Genomic DNA, 19681 nt, shown 5'->3' with positions numbered 1-19681 from the left:
GCCGTTATTGAGCGTTTTCCGGCGCAGTGGACCACTGCGCCGGAGTGAACGTTTTAATACTGATGGCGTGTAAAGCGCCCGAGGCAATTTCATCACTTAACGCGGCGTAAACCAGCTGTTGGCGCTTAACCGGAGAGAGGCCTTCAAAGGCGTCACCCACCGCAATCACCTGAAAATTACAGCCTTCGCCCTGGATATGAAAGTCACATCCGTCGATACGGGATTCAAGCAGTGCTTTTACCTCATTAGGTTGCATGAGACAGGAAACTCCTTCAGGTCGATGTGAATAGTACTAATAAGGCAACATAATAAAGAAAAGCGACACGCTTGGCGATGCCAAGGGTGCCTCCCCCTAACGGGCGAGGGTTGGCGGATGAATAAGGGATTCAATTTCTGAAAGAAGCGCTAAGCGTTCAAGGGGCGCTGAAAGGGTCACCGCATTGACGGTAATGCTGCGCGACTGACAGGTACGCATCCATTCAAACAGCACACTTATAACCGCACTACTGGCTTTATGGACGCCATTAAAATCAAACGTAACATCACGTTGCTCTGTCGCCTGGAGCCATTTTTTACCCGCGGCGGCAAGCTCTGCCGCCGCGTCCATGCCAACATCGCCCGTAACGCACAATGTATTTTGCGAAGCCTTGAGGCTTAGCTGGGACAGTGACAGTAAACGTGTCACGCATCGCCCCCCTGCTCCAGCTCGTCGACACCAATTTCAGGTGCCCAGCCACGAATAACCGCATCATAGTCACGATTGTTTTCGCGCATTGCTTGGTCAAACTGGTTGCGGAACGTCAGGCCCAGGTTAATACCGTTAACAATCACGTTCACTACGCGCCATTCACCGTCAGACAGGCGCAGGCTATAGCTCACCGGATAGACCTGTCCGTTATTGGCCACCACTTCCATATCGACACTTGCCTGGTCTTCGTAACGCTGACCGCGCTGATTATTCAACACCCGCAGCTCACGATAATCGAACGTTACCAAGCCACGTGCATACGTATCAATCAAGGTCTGGCGAAACACGTTTGCAAAGCGACTGCGCTGCTCCGGGGTCGCGTTACGAAAGTAGCTTCCCATCACGCTGGCACCGATATAGCGAAAGTCCGCCACGCCTTCAAGGCTGGTGTCGACCAACGCTTCAAGCTCACCCATATGATTGGCGTAATACTCCCTCTTGCCCTCGATCTCTCCCATCAGAGCATTGACGTTTTCCCGAACCATCGCTTCAGGCGACTGGGTTTGCGCATGCGCCTGAAGCGGTAAGATCAGTACCAACATCATGAACGCAAAAAGCCAGCGCATCGGCGTCAGTGTCGTGTTTCGCATTACATTCACCTCTACTAATAGAATATTTAATTACTCGCCATATTGGATACAAATTGCTGGATTAGTTCTTCAAGCACCAGCGCAGACTGGGTGTCACGAATGGTATCGCCATCTTCAAGCACTTCAGGGGCGCCACCCACGCTTAAGCCAATATACTGCTCGCCCAACAGGCCAGAGGTTAAAATGGCGGCTGTTGTGTCCTCGGAGAGCTGCCCTTCCAAGTCATTATCCAGGCGTAGCGTGACCCGAGCGTCAAACCAATCGGTATCTAAATTAATCGACTCCACGCGCCCAACGGTCACGCCCGCCATGGTGACTCTAGAGCGCGGCTTTAATCCGCCAATATTGGAGAAATTGGCGTCAAGGTGAAACGTTTCAGAAGAGCTAGCAAGGCTTAAACCACTGACGCGCAGGCCCAGAAAAATCAGCCCAACAATCCCCGCCAGCATAAATAGACCCACGCCAAATTCCATTGTTTTACTGCGTTTCATGAAACCACTCCACCTATTAAAGGCCGCCGAACATTACGGCGGTTAATACAAAATCAAGCCCCAATACTGCAAGCGATGAATAAACGACGGTGCGCGTTGTAGCCCGCGAAATCCCTTCAGACGTCGGCATTAAGTCATAGCCTTGAAACACCGCGATCCAGGTAACAACGACTGCAAAGACAAGACTCTTGATGATGCCGTTACCTACATCGCCGATAAACGATACGCTGGCCTGCATGTTGCTCCAGTAAGAGCCTTCAAAAACGCCAAGCCACTCCACACCGACCAGGTAGCCACCCCAAATACCCACGACGCTAAAGCCAACCGTTAGAATGGGCAGCGAAACGAACCCAGCCCAGAGCCTGGGCGCAATAATTCTACGCAGTGGGTCTACGCCAATCATTTCCATACTGGTTAGCTGCTCGGTGGCTTTCATTAAGCCAATCTCAGCGGTGAGTGCCGACCCTGCCCGCCCGGCGAACAGCAGCGCAGCGACAACCGGCGCCAATTCCCGCAGCAAGGAAAGCGCAACCATTTGCCCTAACGCCTGCTCCGCGCCAAAGTCGACCAAAATAGTGTAGCCCTGCAGCGCCAGCACCATGCCAATAAAAAGTCCCGATACGATCACAATCGCCAGCGAGAGCACGCCCACAAAATGCATTTGACGCAGCCAGAGGCTCCACCCTTCACGAGACGGCACGCCGACCGCTGACTGGCCAAGAAATAGCCCGGCACGGCCCAGCGCTTCCATTACATCGCACCCTTTACGCCCCAAACGGGCGATATAGCCGATGCCTTGTTCAAATTTCGACTGCATTACCCTGCCCTTGTCGCGGTAACGGGGCCAAGAATATCGCTATACAGCGTCTCGGCGGGATAGTGAAATGGCACAGGGCCATCTGGCTCGCCATGAACGAACTGGCTAACGCGTGGGTCCTGGTTGGCATTTAGCGTTTGCGGCGTTCCCTCAGCGACGACCTGACCATCAGCGAGAAGATAGAGATAATCGGCGATGCTTAGTGTCTCTTTAATATCGTGAGAAACCACCACCGAGGTAAGCGCTAGTGCCTGGTTAAGCCGTTTAATCAACTGCACCAGCACGCCCATGGAAATAGGATCCTGCCCGACAAAAGGCTCATCATACAAAATGAGCTCCGGGTCTAACGCTATTGCCCGAGCCAGCGCCACGCGCCTGGCCATACCGCCCGAAAGTTCTGCAGGCGTTAGGTGACGAGCCCCGCGCAGCCCCACCGCTTGAAGCTTTAGCAATACCAGATCTCGAATCATGGCATCGGGCAGGTCGGTATGGACGCGCAAGGGAAACGCGACGTTCTCGAACACATCCAGGTCAGAAAACAGAGCGCCGCTTTGAAACAGCATGCCCATACGTTTACGCAATGCAAACAGCGCTTTTCGCGACAGCCGATGAACGTCCTGGCCATCGACGATAATACGTCCACGATCCGGCGTTAGCTGACCACCAATGAGTTTTAGCAAGGTTGTCTTGCCGGTACCGCTAGGCCCCATAATGGCGGTGACGTTACCCTGAGGAATAATCATGCTGATTCCACGAAAGATCTCATGGCTCCCACGTGAAAAATGCACGTCTTCAATTTCGATGAAGGGAACGTCTGTCATGGGTTCGTTGACTCCCATTGTTACTTAATAGTAGCGGGTGCGTTTATCGGTTGGATATTCTACCGTTTAAAAACAGCGTTTTCTAAATATTCTCGAACATCAAGCTTGGCTTCAATGGCACTTATGGCAAGGCGTGCGTTCCAACCCACCCTAAAAACCCGTTAAAGCGCTATGCTTATAGATGCCCACAAAATGGTATTCTTGTCAGTTAATCGCACTACGTTTGCACTGTATTTCTATTAAAACGAGATGTTCATGCCCCAGCCCTCACCCACTGTTAGCCCGTTGCGTGAAAGCGCCCTACGCACGCTGCAAATAGAACAAGCCGCCATTGGCGGTCTTCAAGGCAAGCTTGATGAAAGCTTCGACCGTGCATGTGAATTGATGCTGGCGTGTCAGGGCCGGGTCGTCGTGACGGGAATGGGCAAGTCTGGCCATATAGCAGGAAAGCTGGCCGCCACGCTTGCCAGCACCGGCACACCTGCTTTTTTTGTTCACCCTGGTGAAGCTAGCCACGGCGACCTGGGGATGATTACACGCAACGACGTAGTCCTGGCACTTTCAAACTCCGGAGAAACCGCCGAAGTGACAGCGCTACTGCCTCTGTTAAAACGGCTAGGCACACCGTTAATTAGCATGACAGGCCGCCCTGGCTCAACACTTGCCAAACATGCGGATGCTCACCTGAACAGCGGTGTTGAGCGCGAAGCGTGCCCTCTGGACTTGGCCCCCACAAGTTCCACGACGGCCGCCCTTGCCCTGGGCGACGCGCTTGCCGTTGCGCTACTTGAAGCACGCGGATTTACCGCTGATGATTTTGCCTTATCGCATCCCGGTGGCAGTCTGGGAAAACGACTGCTATTGCGCGTTAAAGACCTTATGCATAGCGGCACACGCTTGCCGCAGATAGCACTAGGCAGCCCGCTGCGTGATGCGCTCTTGGAGATTACCCGCCAAGGGTTGGGATTTACCTGTGTTGTCGACAGCGAAGGGCGACTTGCAGGTGTTTATACCGATGGCGACTTACGCCGCACCCTCGACCAGTTTCATGATCTGCGTAAAGTAACCGTGGACGATGTAATGACCCGACCCGGCAAACGCATTGGCCCCGACCTACTGGCCGCCGAAGCGGTGCGCATCATGGAAGATAGCCGTATTACTGCGCTAGCGGTCGTCGATGACGAACAGCGACCCATCGGGGCGCTCCATATGCACGACTTGCTTGCCAGCGGCGTTATCTAACCACTTTACCCAACAGTTTACTAACAAGGAGTCTCTATGGCCCTCCCCACTGCGCTACTTGACCAGCTTCGCCATGTGCGACTACTTGCCCTCGATGTTGACGGTGTGCTCACCGATGGACGGCTATACTTTCAAGCCGATGGTATCGAGATCAAAGCCTTCCATACACAAGACGGCCATGGCTTAAAGTTGCTTAAACGTGTGGGCATTCATGTGGCGTTAATTACAGGACGCGACTCCCCCATGGTGAGCCAGCGTGCTGCGGCGCTGGGAATTAACCTTGTCCATCAGGGCTGCGAAGATAAGCTCACTACTTTGAAAGCGCTGTGCGAGCGCCTCAATCTGAACCTAAGTCAGGTGGCTTACTGCGGCGATGACTTGCCTGATCTTGCGCCTATCAAACGCGCAGGCGTTGGCATTACGGTACCCAACGCACCCGATTACATGCATACCCACGCTGACTGGATTACCGACCGCTTGGGTGGTCACGGCGCCGTACGTGAAATTTGCGATACATTGCTTGAAGCGCAGGGCCACTGGAGTACTGTTCTTGAGTCGTATTTGAATGGTCGCGTGTAATGTTTCAAAGGACCAAGAAACGCGTCGGGTTAGCGGCCCTGGTGATCGCTTTAGGGGGGCTGCTGGTATGGCTGGACCCACGCGGTCCGGAAGACCGGCCCGTTGACGAAGAAGCGCAGGCTGAAGAGCCTGGCCACGTGCTGGAAAATGCCGAGATCACGCTGTTTGGTGAAACAGGGCATATCCAGCAGTCGCTGGCCGCGCCTTTATTGGTTTACATACCACAAAGCACCCTGGCCGAAGTCACTCAACCCGAGGCGACGCTGTTTGATAGTGATAACCGAGAGTGGCTCGCTCACGCCAACGAAGGCGTTCTGAACACGGCCACCCAAGCGCTAACACTGTCTGGTGATGCACGGCTTCTGGCGCCTACAGAAGGCTGGCAGCTTGATACTGAGTTATTACATTATGATGGGGTAGCGCGTCATGTCTGGAGTGAGGCGCCCGCCCTGTTTCAGCAGCCACCTCAACGAATGAGCGCATCACGTATGGATGTTTGGCTTGATGATAGCCAGGTCCGACTAACCGATAACGTCCGCGGCCATCACCCCCCCGCAACACAAAATCCTTAGGAGTCGCTATGAACGCTTTTATTCGCACCGCGCTTTTCGCCCTTGCGGTGCCGCTATCGGCAGCGGCCCAGACAAGCCAAGCCCCTATTGAAGTAGAAGCCGACCAGCTAGACCTTGATCAGCGTGCAGGCACTGCCGTTTATTCAGGCGATGTCAATATTCGCCAAGGCAATATGCAGCTACGTGGTGATCGCGTTGAAATTATCCGTAACGATGCGGGTGAGCTTTCTCGCGCTATTGCCACCGGTGAGCGGGCCTATCTACGCAATCAACTCGATGATCAGGACGCGCCGATGGAAGGATGGGCACGCCGCGTGGTTTATCACGTAGCAGAGCGGCGTGTAGAGCTTATTGACCAGGCCGAACTGACCCAAGCGGGCGATCAGTTTACCGGTGGCCGCTTGGAATACTTCATTGACCGCGAAGTGGTGCAGGCACGCTCCGATGTAAATGGTAGCGAGTCGCAGCGTATTCGTATGACGCTTCAGCCAGCGCAATAGGAGCCAACCATGTCTATTGCGGAAGCACCGCCCATAAAAACTCTTTACGCCAATCACTTGGCAAAAAGCTATAAGCGCCGCCGCGTGGTTAAAGACATTAGCCTAGAGATTGCTCAAGGCAGCGTGGTTGGCCTGCTTGGCCCTAACGGCGCGGGTAAAACCACATCATTTTATATGATTGTGGGCCTGGTGAAGTCTGATGCGGGTACGGTGCGTATCGACGAGCAAGACTTAACCCGCGTTCCCATGCACGAACGCGCGATGGCCGGCATTGGCTATCTACCCCAGGAAGCGTCTATTTTTCGCAAGCTATCGGTTGCGGATAACATTATGGCGATTCTGGAAACTCGCAAAGATCTGGACAGGGCAGGACGAGAGCAGCGGCTTGAGGCCCTGCTTGACGACTTTCATATTACCCACATCCGTGACAGCTTGGGCATGAGCCTTTCCGGCGGCGAGCGGCGGCGCGTCGAAATTGCCCGCTCCTTGGCCACAGAGCCCGCGTTTATCTTGCTGGATGAGCCGTTTGCAGGTGTCGACCCCATCTCGGTTGGTGAAATCAAGAGCATTATTCGCGCCTTAAAACAGCGCCACATTGGCGTGCTAATTACTGACCATAACGTCCGAGAAACACTGGATATTTGCGATATCGCCTATATTGTCGGTGACGGCCATATCATTGCTGGCGGTAGTCCTCAGACTATCCTTGATAACCAAAAAGTGAGGGAAGTTTACCTGGGTGCTGATTTTCGCCTATAAATTTAATTTCACCGCTAAACAGTGATCTGCAGTAAAAATTTTATCAGTGGCATGCTTATTGCACTTGCACAACAACATGACTCGCACTAGGGTGAAGCTTTCCGATTAACGAGTGGTTCTCAGATGGTCATGAAAGCTTCTCTCCAATTGCGTATCGGTACGCAGCTGACCATGACACCTCAGCTGCAGCAAGCGATTGCACTGCTACAGCTATCGACATTGGATCTACGTCAGGAAATTCAGCAGGCGCTGGATGCCAACCCAATGCTGGAGCAGGAAGATGAGTTCGGCGAGCAGGCGACCGTCGAAACACCCGGCGAGGAGTGGTCAGAAAGCATTCCCGAGGAACTCTCTGTCGATAGCGACTGGTCTGATACTTACCAGGACATGGGTAGCTCTGGCAGCAGCGAAGGCCCCGATTTTGAACGCCAGGCCGCGGGACAAAGCCTGCATGGGCATCTCCTTTGGCAGCTGGCGATGACCGATTTTACGGCTCGTGAGCAGCTAATCGCCGAAAGCCTGATTGATGCACTGGATGCCAATGGCTACCTGACGCAGCCGCTCAACGATATCCGCGATGGGTTACGTGCTCAGAGCATCGAAGGTCTCAGCCAGCGAGAGTTGGAGACCATTCTGATGCGCTTACAGCAGTTCGAGCCAACGGGCGTCTTCGCCCGTGACTTGCGTGAATGTTTGATGCTTCAGCTAGCAACGCTCCCCGACGACACGCCCCTACTGGTTCCCGCGCGCCGATTGGTTCGTCAGTTTCTAGAAGCGCTGGGCAAAAATGACATGCGCCTATTAAAGCGCCGCCTAAGCCTGGACGATGAGCAGCTAGACGATGTGATCGGTCTGATCCGAAGCCTGGACCCACGCCCAGGCAGTGCTTATGGCGCCACCGACGATAGCTACATCACGCCCGACCTGGTTGTACGTCATGATCATGAAGGCTGGCACCTGGAGCTTAACCCTGAAGCCCTGCCCCGGCTGCGCATCCAGCCCGACTACGCCAGCTTAATCAAGCGTGCAGACAAGAGTCAGGATAACCAGTTTTTAAAAGAGCACTTGCAAGAAGCGCGCTGGCTAATCAAAAGCCTGTCCAGCCGCAACGACACGCTTCTACGCGTAGGACGCGAGATTATCACTCGCCAAATCGGTTTTTTAGAGCACGGTGAAGAAGCGATGAAGCCGTTGATTCTTGCCGATATTGCCGAGGCGGTTGAGATGCACGAATCAACCATTTCTCGGGTCACCACACAAAAATATATCCATACCCCACGGGGCGTCTTCGAACTTAAGTACTTTTTCTCAAGCCAAATTAGCGGGCAGGATGGCGCAGACAGCCACTCAAGCACCGCGATTCGCGCCCGGCTTAAAAAGTTGATTCAAGATGAGCCTCCCGGCAAACCTCTTTCGGACAGTCGTTTGGTGACATTACTGGGAGATGGCGGCATCACAGTGGCACGCCGTACGGTGGCGAAATATCGTGAGTCGCTGGGCATTCCCTCATCAAGTGAACGTCGTCGTTTGCGTTAGTCGTTACAAGAGAAATGGCAAAACTCGCGACAGGGGCTTTGCAACACCGTAAAAAGGGTTACAATCGAAATTCAGTCCGATGGATAAGGAGCACGTCAATGCAAGTAAATATCACGGGTCATCATGTAGAACTGACTGACGCCTTGCGTGACTACGTTAATGAAAAGCTTGAACGCATCGAACGTCATTACGACCACATCACCACGGTACAAGTCACCTTATCTATTGAGAAGGAGCGCCAACATGCCGCGTGCACCCTTCATGCGGCAGGCGCCGACCTACATGCCGACGCCGAAGATGTCGACATGTACGCCGCTATTGACGCCTTAGCAGACAAAATTGATCGTCAACTCGTTAAGCACAAGGAAAAAGCACAAGCTCGCGCCCAAGGCGCTGGCGTGCGTTAATTCAATGACGTTGGAAACCATCCTCCCCCCGGAGCGCGTACTTTACGACGTGCCCGGGGGCAGCAAAAAGCGGGTGCTGGAGTTTTTCAGCACCTTTATCGCTCAAAATACACCCAGTCTGGATAGTCAGGAAGTTTTCAGCCGACTGATCGGCCGGGAACGCCTTGGCAGCACGGGGATCGGTAACGGCGTCGCCATCCCCCATGCGCGCAGCCCACATTGCGTTACGCCTATTGCGGGTTTTTTAAAATTATCAGAACCTATTGATTTTGATGCTATTGATGGCGACCCGGTCGACCTCGTCTTTGTGCTGCTTGTTCCCGAAGAGGCTGACGACACGCATTTGTCGCTTTTGGGCCAAGTGGCCACCATTATGAATGATGCGAGCACACGCCAGGCATTACGCAAAACCAGCAGCCAGCGCGATTTGCTTGACCTGCTGATGAGCAAGATTCGCGAACAGGCCGCTCCATAATCGCCCATAACGACTAACACGTTTTCATGCGTTATCCCTTTTATACGTTCAATCAGAGAGAGCCACTATGCAACTGGTGATTATTAGCGGCCGCTCTGGCTCTGGCAAGTCAATCGCTTTACAAGCGCTGGAAGATATTGGCTATTACGCCATTGATAATCTCCCTGCCATGTTGCTTGGTTCTTTGGTTGACGAACTCCGTGACGAGGGTGAGCGCACACATCTAGCGGTCAGTATTGATGCCCGCAACCTGCCAGCGGCGCTTGAGCGTCTTCCCGTACTGCTTGAAGAGCTGCGCGCGCGGCCTATAGATTGTCAGGTTATCTATCTAACCACCGATTCACGTATTTTACTTGAACGCTACTCTGCGACACGGCGACGCCATCCGTTAACGCGCAACAGTGATATGACGCTTGAAGAGGCAATAGAGAAAGAGGAAGAGACGCTCAACGAAATACGTGATTTGGCCGACCTGCGGATTGATACATCACGCTTATCGGTCCACGACCTGCGTCGGCGCATTTCAGACCAGGTAGCCCACCAGCGCAAGGACCAGCTAACACTCACCTTTGAGTCGTTCGGCTACAAGCATGGCGTACCCATGGATGCAGATTTAGTCTTTGATGTACGCTGCCTGCCCAACCCTTATTGGGACCCAACGCTACGCCAGTACACAGGACGTGATGCCACGATTATTGCGTTTCTGCGCGGCTACCCGATTGTCGAAGAGATGAGCCATGATATTCAGGCAATGCTTGAGCGCTGGCTGCCTGCTTACCAAAATAGTCAGCGCAGCTATATGACGGTAGCTATTGGCTGTACCGGCGGGCAGCACCGTTCTGTGTATATTGCCGAGCAGCTGGCGCAAAAGCTGGCACCGCTCATCGGCGAAGTCCAGTTGCGTCACCGAGAATTGGAGCTGCAATACACGCTACGAGGAACCCGGGCAGAGCCACTGACGGCTTCTCCATTTTCCGAGCAGACGCCCAGCCCTACGTAAACGCTTACGCCTAATGACACCACTCGGAAAAAAGGACCCAGGGTGCCAGAAAGAACCTTAACACTGACCAATCAGCGCGGCCTACATGCTCGCGCCGCCACAAAGCTGGTGAAGTGCAGCCAGCACTACTCCGCCAGCATACAGGTGTATAAACAGCAGCAAATGGCTGATGCAGCCAACATCATGTCGCTATTGATGCTAGCTGCACCCTGCGGCACCCAACTGCGGATTTGTGCGGAAGGTGAGGATGCCGAACAAGCGCTTGATGCAATCCAAGCGCTGTTCGACGCCCGCTTTGACGAAGATCAGTAGTACGGCTTTTTTAGCTACCGGCGACAGTCATCGCATCCACTAACCAGCTGCCCGTATGGATACTGCCGCGCGTATCGATATCACTTCCGATACCGACAAGGCCTGAAAACATACGCTCAAGATTTCCAGCGATGGTAAATTCTTCAACCGGATACTGGATTTCTCCATTCTCGACCCAGAAGCCCGCCGCACCACGCGAGTAATCCCCGGTTACGCCGTTCACGCCTTGGCCCATTAGTTCGGTAACCCAAATGCCTCGACCCATCGTTTTAAGCAGCGCATCACGCGTCTGCAAGGGTGCGTCTAAACGCACGTTGCGGGCACCGCCAGCATTCCCCGTGGTTTGCATGCCCAAGCGACGGGCACTGTAGGACGAAAGCATATAGCTTGCGATACGCCCCTGTTCGATAAAGCGGTTATTACGTGTCTGCACACCTTCTCCATCAAACGGCGTACTGGCGGTCGCTCCTATTTCCATAGGGCGCTCTTCCAGACTAAACCACTCAGGAAATAACGGAGTGCCCAAACGGTCACACAAGAAAGAGGATTGGCGATACAGCGCGCCACCCGCCAATGCGCCCAATAAATGCCCAACCAAACCACTAGACAGCGAAGGATCAAACAGAACGGGAAAGGTGCCGGTTGGCGGCCGCTTGGCACCTAACCGACGCAGCGTACGGGCCGCAGCCTCGCGCCCTACTTCACCCGGGTCGCGCAAATGCTGAGGATTACGCGCAGAGGTATAGTCGTAGTCCCGCTGCATACCGCCTTCATCCTGAGCAATGAGCATGCATGAAAGGGAGTGACTACTGCCTTTTTGGGTACCTAAAAAACCATGGCTGTTAGCATAAACCCGTACGCCCTCACCGCTTGAAAGCGACGCGCCTTCTGACTGACTAATACCCTCAACATCGCGACCCGCCTGCTCGCAGGCAAGCGCAAGGTCGATTGCTTGCTCAGTTGTCAGCGCCCACGGGTAATGAACCTTAAGGTCCGGCAATTCGGTCGCCATCTGATCGGCATCCGCCAAGCCAGCCACCGGGTCTTCACCGGTATAACGCGCAATGGCTAATGCTTTCTCAACCGTTGCTTGAATCGAGGCACTGCTGGCGTCACTCGACGATGCACTTCCTTTGCGCTTGCCGACGTAAAGCGTGACGGCAATGCCCTGGTCTCGTGAAAGCTCAACCGTCTCCACATCGCCCAAGCGCACGCTAACGCCCACGCCCTGGTCAACGCTTGCGCCCACTTCCGCCGCATCGGCTCCCAAGCGCTTGGCCAAGGTCAACGCCTCTTCTGCACGCGCGGTTAACAGTGCCTGCTGCGAGGATGCATCAAATGCCTGTGCCATATAGCCTCCTTTTTCGTACGAATCTCATCGCCGAATCAATGTTCTTGTCGCAGCCTGATATAATGCTGCCAACGAATCTTGTCTGTGAGCCTTACTATGCCGAAGAAACGCCCCGAGCCCCTTGATACTCAAGAACCCGAAGAGCGCCCCAGCAAGTCGCAGCTCAAACGCGAAATGCATGCGCTCCAAGCGCTCGGCGAAACCTTAATCGCCATGAAACCTGCTGAGCGTGCCCGCTTTCCTCTCTCCGACGACATGCTGCGTGCCATCGAAGAGACCTCTCGTATTCGCTCCCACGAAGGGCGCCGCCGTCATATGCAGTATGTCGGCAAGCTGGTTCGCAAAGAGGACCTGGCCGCGATTCAAGGTGTCTTTGACTCAATTGAGCAGGAAAAAGAGCAGCGCGACCATGCCTTTCATCGCCTTGAAAAGTGGCGGGACCGGCTTATTGGAGAAGGCGACCCTGCCGTTGACCAGTTTATGGCAGACTATCCCAACGCGGATCGCCAAGCGCTACGTCAGTTAGTTCGCAACGCTCAGCGTGAGCGCAATCAGGACAAGCCACCCGCCAGCTCGCGTAAGCTGTTCAAGCTTCTACGCGACACGCTGGCGCTTTAATACTTACGAGGACTGCGTACCGCCTACGGTTAGCTCATCCAGTTTTAGTGTGGGCTGCCCCACCCCAACCGGTACGCCTTGACCCTCTTTGCCACACACGCCAATGCCTGTATCCAGCGCCATATCGTGGCCAATCATGGAGACACACCCCATCGCCTCCGGCCCATTACCAATCAGCGTTGCACCCTTAACGGGAACCGTAATGCGCCCATCCTCAATCAGGTAGGCTTCGCTGGCGGAGAATACAAATTTGCCCGAGGTGATATCCACTTGGCCGCCACCGAAGCTAACGGCATAAATACCTTTTTTGACGCTTTTGATAATATCCTCGGGTGCATCCTGGCCTGCCAGCATGACCGTATTGGTCATGCGCGGCATGGGTAAATGCGCAAACGACTCGCGGCGAGCATTACCGGTTGGCGCCATGTTCATTAATCGAGCATTCAGCTTGTCCTGCATATAGCCAGTAAGAATGCCGTCTTCGATCAACGGCGTGTTTTGCCCGGGTGTGCCCTCGTCATCGACACTTAACGAGCCGCGACCATCAGCAATCGTGGCATCATCGACCACCGTCACACCCTTGGCAGCTACGCGTTGCCCCATACGACCCGAGAATGCCGAACTGCCTTTACGGTTGAAATCACCTTCCAGCCCATGGCCGACGGCTTCGTGCAGCAAAATACCCGGCCAGCCAGAAGCCAGTACCACCGGCATTTGCCCGGCTGGCGCATCGACCGCTTCAAGATTGACGAGCGCTTGGCGTACGGCCTCTTTTGCGTATCGCTCGGCAACACCTTCATTACGCAGGCGAGCCATGGAGTAGCGTCCGCCACCGCCTGCACTGCCGCGCTCTCTGCGGCCATTTTTCACGGCAATTACGCTAACGTTAAAGCGCACCAGCGGGCGAATATCCGCGGCCAAGGTGCCATCACTGGCACGCACCAGAACCACTTCGTAAGTGCCAGAAAGCGAGGCGCTTACCTGAGAAACGCTAGGGTCAGCCGCGCGCGCGATGCGATCGGCTTCTTTTAGCATGGCGACCTTCTCTTCAGCAGTCAGCCCCGCTAAAGGATCAACGCCAGCGTAAAAAGGGGCCACTGAAACCGGCTGAACGGCTTGCCCAGGCAGGCGCTTGCCACTACGCACAATGCCTGAGGCCGTGCGCCCGGTATCGATAAGCGCATCCGCACTAATCTGATTGGAGTAGGCAAAGCCGGTTTTTTCTCCGGCCAGGGAGCGGACGCCCACACCGCCATCAATGTTGTAACTTGCCTCTTTTACCTCACCATCCTCCAACACCCAGCCCTCTGTCCAGGTGCGCTGAAAGTAGAGATCAGCGTAATCCACACCCGCGCCCATGGCGTACTCAAGGCCTTTATCAAGCCCATCAAGGTCCAAGCCACCCGGCGTAAGAAGAATGGAAACGGCGGAGTCTATATCGCTCTTAAATGCGGTCATTCGGAGCCTTCTAAAGTAACCTGCGGCGAAGTCCAGGGGCCTCGCGCGCGATAATGAATGGTCGTCGCTCGGTCCAGAGCGCTGCCAAAAAGCTGATCAGCAATAAATAGTGCGCCACCTACAACAGGAGCGCCCACCGCAAGGGCGGCAATGGGCAGTGTTTGCGTCACCGGCATCACAACGCCAAGGCGCAAATCAAGCTCTCGATGAAGCAAGTTAACATTACCGGTTAGGGTTAAGTTGGCGGCAGGTGCTTTAATTTGCAATGGCTCGCTCAACGAAAGCTGGCCATTTTCGACAGCTGCCGTGCCGTCAACGCGATCAAAAGCGGTGCCCGTGCCGGTGACGTCAGAAAAATCCAACCGCAATCGACGCAATATATTATCGAAATTCAGCAGGCCAACGAGACGCACCGGTGCAGAGTCCAGATGCATAAAGCGCCCATCCTGCACGTCGATGCCTATGTCGCCCTGCGCCTGATTTAACGAGAACTGCCATGGTGCGCCTGCCCAGCCAAGATTGGCAGTTGCGGTAGTACGTCGGCTGCGTAAGGCAACGGGTTGATCCATGCGCTCAAGAGCGGTACCTACATCGCCGCCTTCGATGGAAATATTGGCCTGGGTTCGACTGGTCGAGGCATCGCCCTCCCAATAGAGTTCACCACGAGCAGAAAGTTGCCCAAGCGTTAACCCAACCGGCATTAGCGAAAACCGGCCTGGTTCAGTGTGCCAATAGGCGGATAAAGGCCCGAAACGGCTTTCCCCCATGCTCATTTCCGCCAACCGAAGTCGCCCATCGGGTAGCTCAGCCAGCCACTCAGGAATAGCCGCAGGCACTGTGCGCTGCGTCTCCACTTCACCGAGCCAGGAATCCGGCGAGATCGTTTCTGACTCACTGCTCGTATCTGCCAAATTAGTCAGCCGATCCAGTGCTAACTGGCTAATGGTGATATCCAGAGGGTGCTGAGCTGCTTGCTGATAGCGAAGATGCCCCGTCACCAAGTCGCTCTCAAGCGCTGCGGTAACTGTGCCATTCTGTACACTGCCGATTAATGCCGCATCACCAGCGCATGCTTGCTGATAGACAAGGCAAGCGGTATCCAGGGAAAACTCCAACGGCGGATGCTGACCGGATAGTTGAGCGGTTAGATCACCGCTCACACCCTGGTCGCCTCGAAACAGTGGAGCGACGGCTTGTTGCCACGCCATTGGGTCAATGCGAGGAAGGTTTGCCTGTAAGCGAAAGCCTGACTGCATCGGCCACTCGGGTGCGCTTACCTCAGCATCCGCCACATGCAGGTTGCCTGATACGTCACCTAACCGATCCTTTAAGCGTAAATGCGCGATATCGGCCAAGCGACTCTCCACCCGGCCACTGTCGAAATCAGCATTAAGCGTCCAGGGCCAAGGCTCGCCTACAGCCTTGGCAAAAGGTTCAGGCAGATCAAGACGCACCCCTTCAAGCTGGCTTTCTAGAGATAGCGCAGGGCCTGGCTCAAGCGTTACGCGCCCTTGCCACTGCATCGTTCCATCAAGCAGCTGCTTGCCTTGCTCGGCAGGTATATCCACCAATGAGAAAAGTGACGCCACCGGCGCTTTCCCCCGCAAGCGGATACCGTCTCGCTGGGTATGCATGTCAGCACTAATATCGCCGCCCAATAGCTGTCCATCGACACTGCCTATTAGCGCCATGCTGTCACCGTACTGCTGCCAGGTTAACTGGCCCTTTACCGCCTGAAGCGCCTCCCCCACGGGGGCGTAAGCGACACGGGTGAGCGCAGGGACTGCATTGACTTCCAGCTGGAAATTATCTGGCGCTTCCAGAGGTAGTGATATGGCTAAATCAGCCTCTACCTCGCCTTCAGCCTGAAGGTCGTTGAGAATATTCATATCGACATCAGGTATCGATGTTAAAAATGCGATCAGGGCGGAGCCATCGCCATGCAGGTTACCCGACACATTGAGTATCTCATCTTGCATGGTCAGCTCGCCTTGTGAAGCGGTTAGACCGCGACTCTGGGCATGCTCAACCCGCGCTTTAAGCACCTGATTTTGCCACGTTAAACGCCCTTCAACATCCTCCAGGCGAGGCCAGCCGGGGGCAATAGGCAAATGCCCTTCGGTTATCTTAAGTGCCAGCGTTGCGGATATATCATCAGCGCTAATGTCGCTCTCGATAGGCAGGCTCAGTTTGAGCGAACCATTAGGCACCTTGCCGCCAATATCATCTAACAGCCAGTCACGCAGTTCCTCATCGAATACATGCAAGGGCAGCCATTGACCCAGAGGGCGCTCAAGCGCATCGACATTGGCAAAATCGATATCCAGTCCGAACCGACCTGTCTCCTCTGCAACCACTAACCCAAACCCACCGCTTATCTGGGCATCGTCCCAATCCACGTTAATTTGACGGCCGCTGACCATCGTATTAGGCCCATCGTAGACCCACTCTACGATGCCCTCAGCCTGCTGAAGCTGCATGGGTTCGGTGAACAAGTCGGGGAAATAGAGCGAACTGTCACCGGCACTATTAAACGTCACCCGGCCACGGGAGTCCCGAGCCTGGACCCAGGCATCCATAGGGCCGCCACCTGGCGCGCCTTCCCAAGGCGATACTTCGACATTGGTTAACGCCGCATCGACCCCCCAGCTACCCTCCTTCTGGCCTAAGCTCAGCCCTTGCACCCGCCCCCTCGGAGCAAGCGTTTCCAGTACACGCGTCACGGATTCGGGTAAAAATACGTAGTCTCGCCAAGCAGTGAGCGAAGCCAGCTCAAAAGCACTGGTACGCAGTGCCCACTGGCCTGGTCGATGAGACAGGTACCAGTGATGCGGCAGTGCCGGGCCTTCTATCGCCTCGCCAGGCTCAGCCCAATCAACACTCTCTGCGTTACCGCTTAACCATGCTTCACCGCCCTCTCCTTCGCGCTGCCACTCACCCTGTGCTTGTATGTTTCTTAACACGGCGAACTGAATATCCTGGCGTAGCACTAGCTGAGGGATATCGATGGCAAGGCGCACCTCCTGAAGCCTGCCTTCATACCAGCGGCCCCACACGCGGGCATCGCCTCCGGCCTGCTCCAGGTTCGGCACATGTTCTGGCCGAAACAGCTCAACCAGCGTCAGTAACTGATCAAACTGGGCCTCCAGCTTCAACGTGGCAGAGAAGTCGTTCAGGCCATCTCGGCCCGGCTGCATTTCCGCTAGTAGCTGTACGGCGGGTATTGGTGGCGTTTCGCGGAGTTCCGAATCAAGAACGTCGACCGTGCCCTGAAGCTTTGCCCCTTGCTGATTGCCAGCTAACAACAGCGCAGGGGCTTCGAGCATGACGCGCTCTTGCTTGCCGTGTAGCACAACACGCGTGTCATCAATCCAGATTTGCTGGCGCAATACCCATTCCGTCCAGGCATCAATGGTTGGCAGGTCAACATCCGGCTCTGGCGCTATATGCACCGGCAGCTTGGCAGGCTCGGGCCACTGCCAAACGTCGTTCACTCCTTGATACAGGTGAAATTCGGTTTGATGTAATCTGATATCGCTAAAGATAGGCAAGAGATTACGTAGCGATGCGCCAATATCCAGGCGCAGCTGGGCCTGGCGCAGTGAAAAAAGCGGCTGACCGCTCGGCGTTTCGGCCCCAAAGCCTTCAAGCTCCACGATCAGCTCACTGCGCGCCATTGAAAAGGAGAGATTTTCAATCGTTACCGGCACACCAATCTGAGCTTCCAAAAAAGCCTCAACATGCGGCGTCAAAGTATCTGCCTGACTGACCATGAGCCGGAAAAGCAGCGCTATTACCGCAATGCCGCCCAGTCCCCAGGCAAGCAGAAGTAAACTCCAACGCGTCAGCGAGCGGATCGTCATGGCATCACATCAACACAATGTCGTACTGCTCTTGTGAGTAGTGTTGCTCCACCTGAAAGCGAATCGTTTTATTAATAAACGTTTCCAAGTCTGCCACTGCCGCCGACTCCTCATCCAGCAGCCTGTCAACGACGGACTGGGAAGCAAGCACAGTATACGTTTCAGGGCTATAGGCGCGTTCTTCACGCAGAATCTCGCGGAAGATCTCGTAGCACACCGTTTCAGGGGTTTTGAGCGTGCCGCGTCCGCTACAGGTAGGACAGGCATCGCACAACGTTTGCTCAAGGCTCTCACGAGTACGCTTGCGCGTCAGTTGCACAAGCCCTAACTCGGTAACACCGGTGCATTTGGTCTTGGCATGATCACGCTCCAGCGCTTTTTCAAGCACACGAATAACCTGGCGCTGATGCTCTACCTCCGCCATATCGATAAAATCGATGATGATGATACCGCCCAGATTGCGTAACCGAAGCTGGCGGGCAATGGCCGTTGCTGCCTCAAGGTTGGTCTTGAAAATGGTCTCTTCGAGGTTGCGGTGCCCAACGTACCCCCCCGTATTGACATCAATGGTTGTCATCGCCTCGGTCGGGTCAATAACCAGATATCCGCCTGACTTCAGTTGCACCTTGCGGCCCAGCGCCTTCTGAATCTCATCTTCTACACTATAGAGATCAAAAATGGGCCGCTCGCCTGGATAGTACTCAATTCTATCCACGGCATAAGGCATAAACTCTTCGGCAAATTCGACCAGCTTGACAAAATTTTCCCGAGAATCGATACGCACTTTCTCGATGTCATCACGCATCACATCGCGCAAGGTACGCATAAACAGCGGCAAGTCGTCATAAATGACGTTGGACGGCGCCGCACTAATTTTGCGCTCGGTAACTTTACGCCAGATACGCAGCAAAAAGTGCATATCGCCCGCCAGCTCCTCATCGCCGACGCCTTCAGCGGCCGTGCGTACGATAAAGCCGCCAGTCACTTCCAATGTTTGCTCAGTAATGCTGCTATCCAGCAGGGCCTTCAGGCGCTCGCGTTCACGCTCATCTTCAATGCGCTGCGAAACTCCATGATGAGGAGAGTCGGGCATATACACCAGGTAGCGAGAGGGAATAGAGAGGTGCGTGGTAAGACGCGCCCCTTTCGTACCAATGGGGTCCTTGGTTACCTGTACGACCAGCGCTTGCCCCTCGTGCAATAACTGCCCAATGGTTTGCTGCTCATCAACGGGCGTGCCGGAGGGCATAACTTCATGGGCATGGATAAACGCCGCGCGCTCAAGGCCAATATCGACAAAGGCAGCCTGCATGCCAGGCAATACGCGAACCACTTTGCCTTTGTAGATATTACCTACAATGCCACGTCGTCGTGAGCGCTCTATAAGCGCCTCTTGCAAAACGCCATTTTCAACGAGCGCAACCCGTGTTTCCATGGGCGTTAAATTGATGAGGACTTCACCGCTCATGCAAAATTCCTTCTCGGTTCACGTATATCACACCCGTTACAGGGGGCATGAGACGACGAATAAGTGTGCGAGTA

At 54.7% G+C, this 19681-nt stretch carries 21 protein-coding genes; 11 read left to right on the top strand and 10 right to left on the bottom strand.

Features of this window, described 5'->3' with window-relative positions; all coding sequences use genetic code 11:
* Nucleotides 1–4: 4 nt before the first annotated feature.
* The 6 genes from FKN99_RS01940 to FKN99_RS01915 all read right to left on the bottom strand — a co-directional run bounded on the left by FKN99_RS01940 (nucleotide 5) and on the right by FKN99_RS01915 (nucleotide 3467).
* Complete coding sequence (locus FKN99_RS01940; protein ID WP_172116320.1) at nucleotides 5–256, bottom strand: BolA family protein; 252 nt, start codon at nucleotides 254–256, stop codon at nucleotides 5–7.
* 96 nt (nucleotides 257–352) lie between these two features.
* Nucleotides 353–685 (bottom strand): STAS domain-containing protein, encoded by a 333-nt coding sequence (locus FKN99_RS01935; protein ID WP_172116319.1) that lies wholly within the window; start codon nucleotides 683–685, stop codon nucleotides 353–355.
* On the bottom strand, nucleotides 682–1338 hold the full coding sequence (locus FKN99_RS01930) for an MlaC/ttg2D family ABC transporter substrate-binding protein (protein WP_172116318.1): 657 nt from the start codon (nucleotides 1336–1338) through the stop codon (nucleotides 682–684). The genes FKN99_RS01935 and FKN99_RS01930 overlap by 4 nt, the downstream gene beginning before the upstream one ends.
* A gap of 26 nt (nucleotides 1339–1364) precedes the next feature.
* A complete protein-coding gene (gene mlaD, locus FKN99_RS01925) occupies nucleotides 1365–1829 on the bottom strand; it encodes an outer membrane lipid asymmetry maintenance protein MlaD (RefSeq protein WP_172116317.1) in 465 nt (154 codons plus the stop codon).
* Between the two features lie 16 nt (nucleotides 1830–1845).
* A complete protein-coding gene (gene mlaE / locus FKN99_RS01920; RefSeq protein ID WP_172116316.1) occupies nucleotides 1846–2646 on the bottom strand; it encodes a lipid asymmetry maintenance ABC transporter permease subunit MlaE in 801 nt (266 codons plus the stop codon).
* Entirely contained in the window at nucleotides 2646–3467 is an 822-nt protein-coding gene (locus tag FKN99_RS01915) for an ABC transporter ATP-binding protein (RefSeq protein WP_172116315.1), read from the bottom strand. The genes mlaE and FKN99_RS01915 overlap by 1 nt, the downstream gene beginning before the upstream one ends.
* 255 nt (nucleotides 3468–3722) lie before the next feature.
* Between FKN99_RS01915 and FKN99_RS01910 the strand changes: the two genes are divergently transcribed.
* The 10 genes from FKN99_RS01910 to FKN99_RS01865 all read left to right on the top strand — a co-directional run bounded on the left by FKN99_RS01910 (nucleotide 3723) and on the right by FKN99_RS01865 (nucleotide 10849).
* A complete protein-coding gene (locus FKN99_RS01910; RefSeq protein ID WP_172116314.1) occupies nucleotides 3723–4709 on the top strand; it encodes a KpsF/GutQ family sugar-phosphate isomerase in 987 nt (328 codons plus the stop codon).
* 36 nt (nucleotides 4710–4745) lie between these two features.
* The gene (locus FKN99_RS01905) at nucleotides 4746–5288 is read left to right on the top strand and encodes a KdsC family phosphatase (RefSeq protein ID WP_172116313.1); all 543 of its coding nucleotides are present in this window, start codon (nucleotides 4746–4748) and stop codon (nucleotides 5286–5288) included.
* Entirely contained in the window at nucleotides 5288–5860 is a 573-nt protein-coding gene (gene lptC / locus FKN99_RS01900) for an LPS export ABC transporter periplasmic protein LptC (protein ID WP_172116312.1), read from the top strand. The genes FKN99_RS01905 and lptC overlap by 1 nt, the downstream gene beginning before the upstream one ends.
* 8 nt (nucleotides 5861–5868) lie before the next feature.
* The gene (lptA, locus tag FKN99_RS01895) at nucleotides 5869–6360 is read left to right on the top strand and encodes a lipopolysaccharide transport periplasmic protein LptA (RefSeq protein WP_172116311.1); all 492 of its coding nucleotides are present in this window, start codon (nucleotides 5869–5871) and stop codon (nucleotides 6358–6360) included.
* Between the two features lie 9 nt (nucleotides 6361–6369).
* Nucleotides 6370–7119 (top strand): LPS export ABC transporter ATP-binding protein, encoded by a 750-nt coding sequence (lptB, locus tag FKN99_RS01890; protein WP_087109427.1) that lies wholly within the window; start codon nucleotides 6370–6372, stop codon nucleotides 7117–7119.
* A gap of 123 nt (nucleotides 7120–7242) precedes the next feature.
* The gene (locus FKN99_RS01885) at nucleotides 7243–8655 is read left to right on the top strand and encodes an RNA polymerase factor sigma-54 (RefSeq protein WP_172116310.1); all 1413 of its coding nucleotides are present in this window, start codon (nucleotides 7243–7245) and stop codon (nucleotides 8653–8655) included.
* Nucleotides 8656–8753: 98 nt separating this feature from the next.
* Nucleotides 8754–9062 carry a ribosome hibernation-promoting factor, HPF/YfiA family gene (gene hpf / locus FKN99_RS01880; RefSeq protein WP_172116309.1) on the top strand — a complete coding sequence of 103 codons (309 nt, stop codon included), beginning with the start codon at nucleotides 8754–8756 and terminating at the stop codon, nucleotides 9060–9062.
* A 4-nt stretch (nucleotides 9063–9066) separates the two neighbouring features.
* The gene (locus FKN99_RS01875; protein WP_087109434.1) at nucleotides 9067–9537 is read left to right on the top strand and encodes a PTS sugar transporter subunit IIA; all 471 of its coding nucleotides are present in this window, start codon (nucleotides 9067–9069) and stop codon (nucleotides 9535–9537) included.
* A gap of 67 nt (nucleotides 9538–9604) precedes the next feature.
* Entirely contained in the window at nucleotides 9605–10537 is a 933-nt protein-coding gene (rapZ, locus tag FKN99_RS01870; protein ID WP_172116308.1) for an RNase adapter RapZ, read from the top strand.
* Nucleotides 10538–10579: 42 nt separating this feature from the next.
* Entirely contained in the window at nucleotides 10580–10849 is a 270-nt protein-coding gene (locus FKN99_RS01865; protein ID WP_172116307.1) for an HPr family phosphocarrier protein, read from the top strand.
* A gap of 10 nt (nucleotides 10850–10859) precedes the next feature.
* Here FKN99_RS01865 and pmbA read toward each other — a convergent pair whose 3' ends face one another.
* Entirely contained in the window at nucleotides 10860–12200 is a 1341-nt protein-coding gene (pmbA, locus tag FKN99_RS01860) for a metalloprotease PmbA (RefSeq protein ID WP_172116306.1), read from the bottom strand.
* Between the two features lie 96 nt (nucleotides 12201–12296).
* Between pmbA and yjgA the strand changes: the two genes are divergently transcribed.
* Nucleotides 12297–12818: a ribosome biogenesis factor YjgA gene (yjgA, locus tag FKN99_RS01855; protein WP_172116305.1), complete on the top strand. Its 522-nt coding sequence runs from the start codon at nucleotides 12297–12299 to the stop codon at nucleotides 12816–12818.
* A 3-nt stretch (nucleotides 12819–12821) separates the two neighbouring features.
* On the opposite strand, the gene tldD is transcribed toward yjgA, so the two are convergent.
* The 3 genes from tldD to rng are packed head-to-tail and all read right to left on the bottom strand — an operon-like array spanning nucleotide 12822 to nucleotide 19607.
* Nucleotides 12822–14276, bottom strand: coding sequence for a metalloprotease TldD (gene tldD, locus FKN99_RS01850; protein WP_172116304.1), 1455 nt, complete (start codon nucleotides 14274–14276; stop codon nucleotides 12822–12824).
* A complete protein-coding gene (locus tag FKN99_RS01845; protein ID WP_172116303.1) occupies nucleotides 14273–18139 on the bottom strand; it encodes a YhdP family phospholipid transporter in 3867 nt (1288 codons plus the stop codon). The genes tldD and FKN99_RS01845 overlap by 4 nt, the downstream gene beginning before the upstream one ends.
* Before the next feature lie 4 nt (nucleotides 18140–18143).
* Complete coding sequence (gene rng / locus FKN99_RS01840; RefSeq protein ID WP_172116302.1) at nucleotides 18144–19607, bottom strand: ribonuclease G; 1464 nt, start codon at nucleotides 19605–19607, stop codon at nucleotides 18144–18146.
* Between the last annotated feature and the right edge of the window lie 74 nt (nucleotides 19608–19681).

It is taken from the genome of Halomonas hibernica, assembly GCF_013183775.1.
In the GTDB taxonomy this organism is placed as follows: Bacteria; Pseudomonadota; Gammaproteobacteria; order Pseudomonadales; family Halomonadaceae; genus Vreelandella; species Vreelandella citrativorans.
This window is presented reverse-complemented; position numbering and strand designations above follow the sequence as displayed.

Bases quoted from the DNA above. Each gene is read 5' to 3' on its own strand.
- rapZ (WP_172116308.1), top strand. From the start codon at position 9,605: ATGCAACTGGTGATTATTAGCGGCCGCTCTGGCTCTGGCAAGTCAATC.
- FKN99_RS01910 (WP_172116314.1), top strand. From the start codon at position 3,723: ATGCCCCAGCCCTCACCCACTGTTAGCCCGTTGCGTGAAAGCGCCCTA.
- mlaE (WP_172116316.1), bottom strand. From the start codon at position 2,646: ATGCAGTCGAAATTTGAACAAGGCATCGGCTATATCGCCCGTTTGGGG.
- FKN99_RS01875 (WP_087109434.1), top strand. From the start codon at position 9,067: ATGACGTTGGAAACCATCCTCCCCCCGGAGCGCGTACTTTACGACGTG.
- mlaD (WP_172116317.1), bottom strand. From the start codon at position 1,829: ATGAAACGCAGTAAAACAATGGAATTTGGCGTGGGTCTATTTATGCTG.
- FKN99_RS01905 (WP_172116313.1), top strand. From the start codon at position 4,746: ATGGCCCTCCCCACTGCGCTACTTGACCAGCTTCGCCATGTGCGACTA.
- lptA (WP_172116311.1), top strand. From the start codon at position 5,869: ATGAACGCTTTTATTCGCACCGCGCTTTTCGCCCTTGCGGTGCCGCTA.
- lptB (WP_087109427.1), top strand. From the start codon at position 6,370: ATGTCTATTGCGGAAGCACCGCCCATAAAAACTCTTTACGCCAATCAC.
- hpf (WP_172116309.1), top strand. From the start codon at position 8,754: ATGCAAGTAAATATCACGGGTCATCATGTAGAACTGACTGACGCCTTG.
- lptC (WP_172116312.1), top strand. From the start codon at position 5,288: ATGTTTCAAAGGACCAAGAAACGCGTCGGGTTAGCGGCCCTGGTGATC.
- FKN99_RS01845 (WP_172116303.1), bottom strand. From the start codon at position 18,139: ATGACGATCCGCTCGCTGACGCGTTGGAGTTTACTTCTGCTTGCCTGG.
- FKN99_RS01885 (WP_172116310.1), top strand. From the start codon at position 7,243: ATGGTCATGAAAGCTTCTCTCCAATTGCGTATCGGTACGCAGCTGACC.
- FKN99_RS01915 (WP_172116315.1), bottom strand. From the start codon at position 3,467: ATGACAGACGTTCCCTTCATCGAAATTGAAGACGTGCATTTTTCACGT.
- tldD (WP_172116304.1), bottom strand. From the start codon at position 14,276: ATGACCGCATTTAAGAGCGATATAGACTCCGCCGTTTCCATTCTTCTT.
- FKN99_RS01940 (WP_172116320.1), bottom strand. From the start codon at position 256: ATGCAACCTAATGAGGTAAAAGCACTGCTTGAATCCCGTATCGACGGA.
- rng (WP_172116302.1), bottom strand. From the start codon at position 19,607: ATGAGCGGTGAAGTCCTCATCAATTTAACGCCCATGGAAACACGGGTT.
- FKN99_RS01930 (WP_172116318.1), bottom strand. From the start codon at position 1,338: ATGCGAAACACGACACTGACGCCGATGCGCTGGCTTTTTGCGTTCATG.
- pmbA (WP_172116306.1), bottom strand. From the start codon at position 12,200: ATGGCACAGGCATTTGATGCATCCTCGCAGCAGGCACTGTTAACCGCG.
- yjgA (WP_172116305.1), top strand. From the start codon at position 12,297: ATGCCGAAGAAACGCCCCGAGCCCCTTGATACTCAAGAACCCGAAGAG.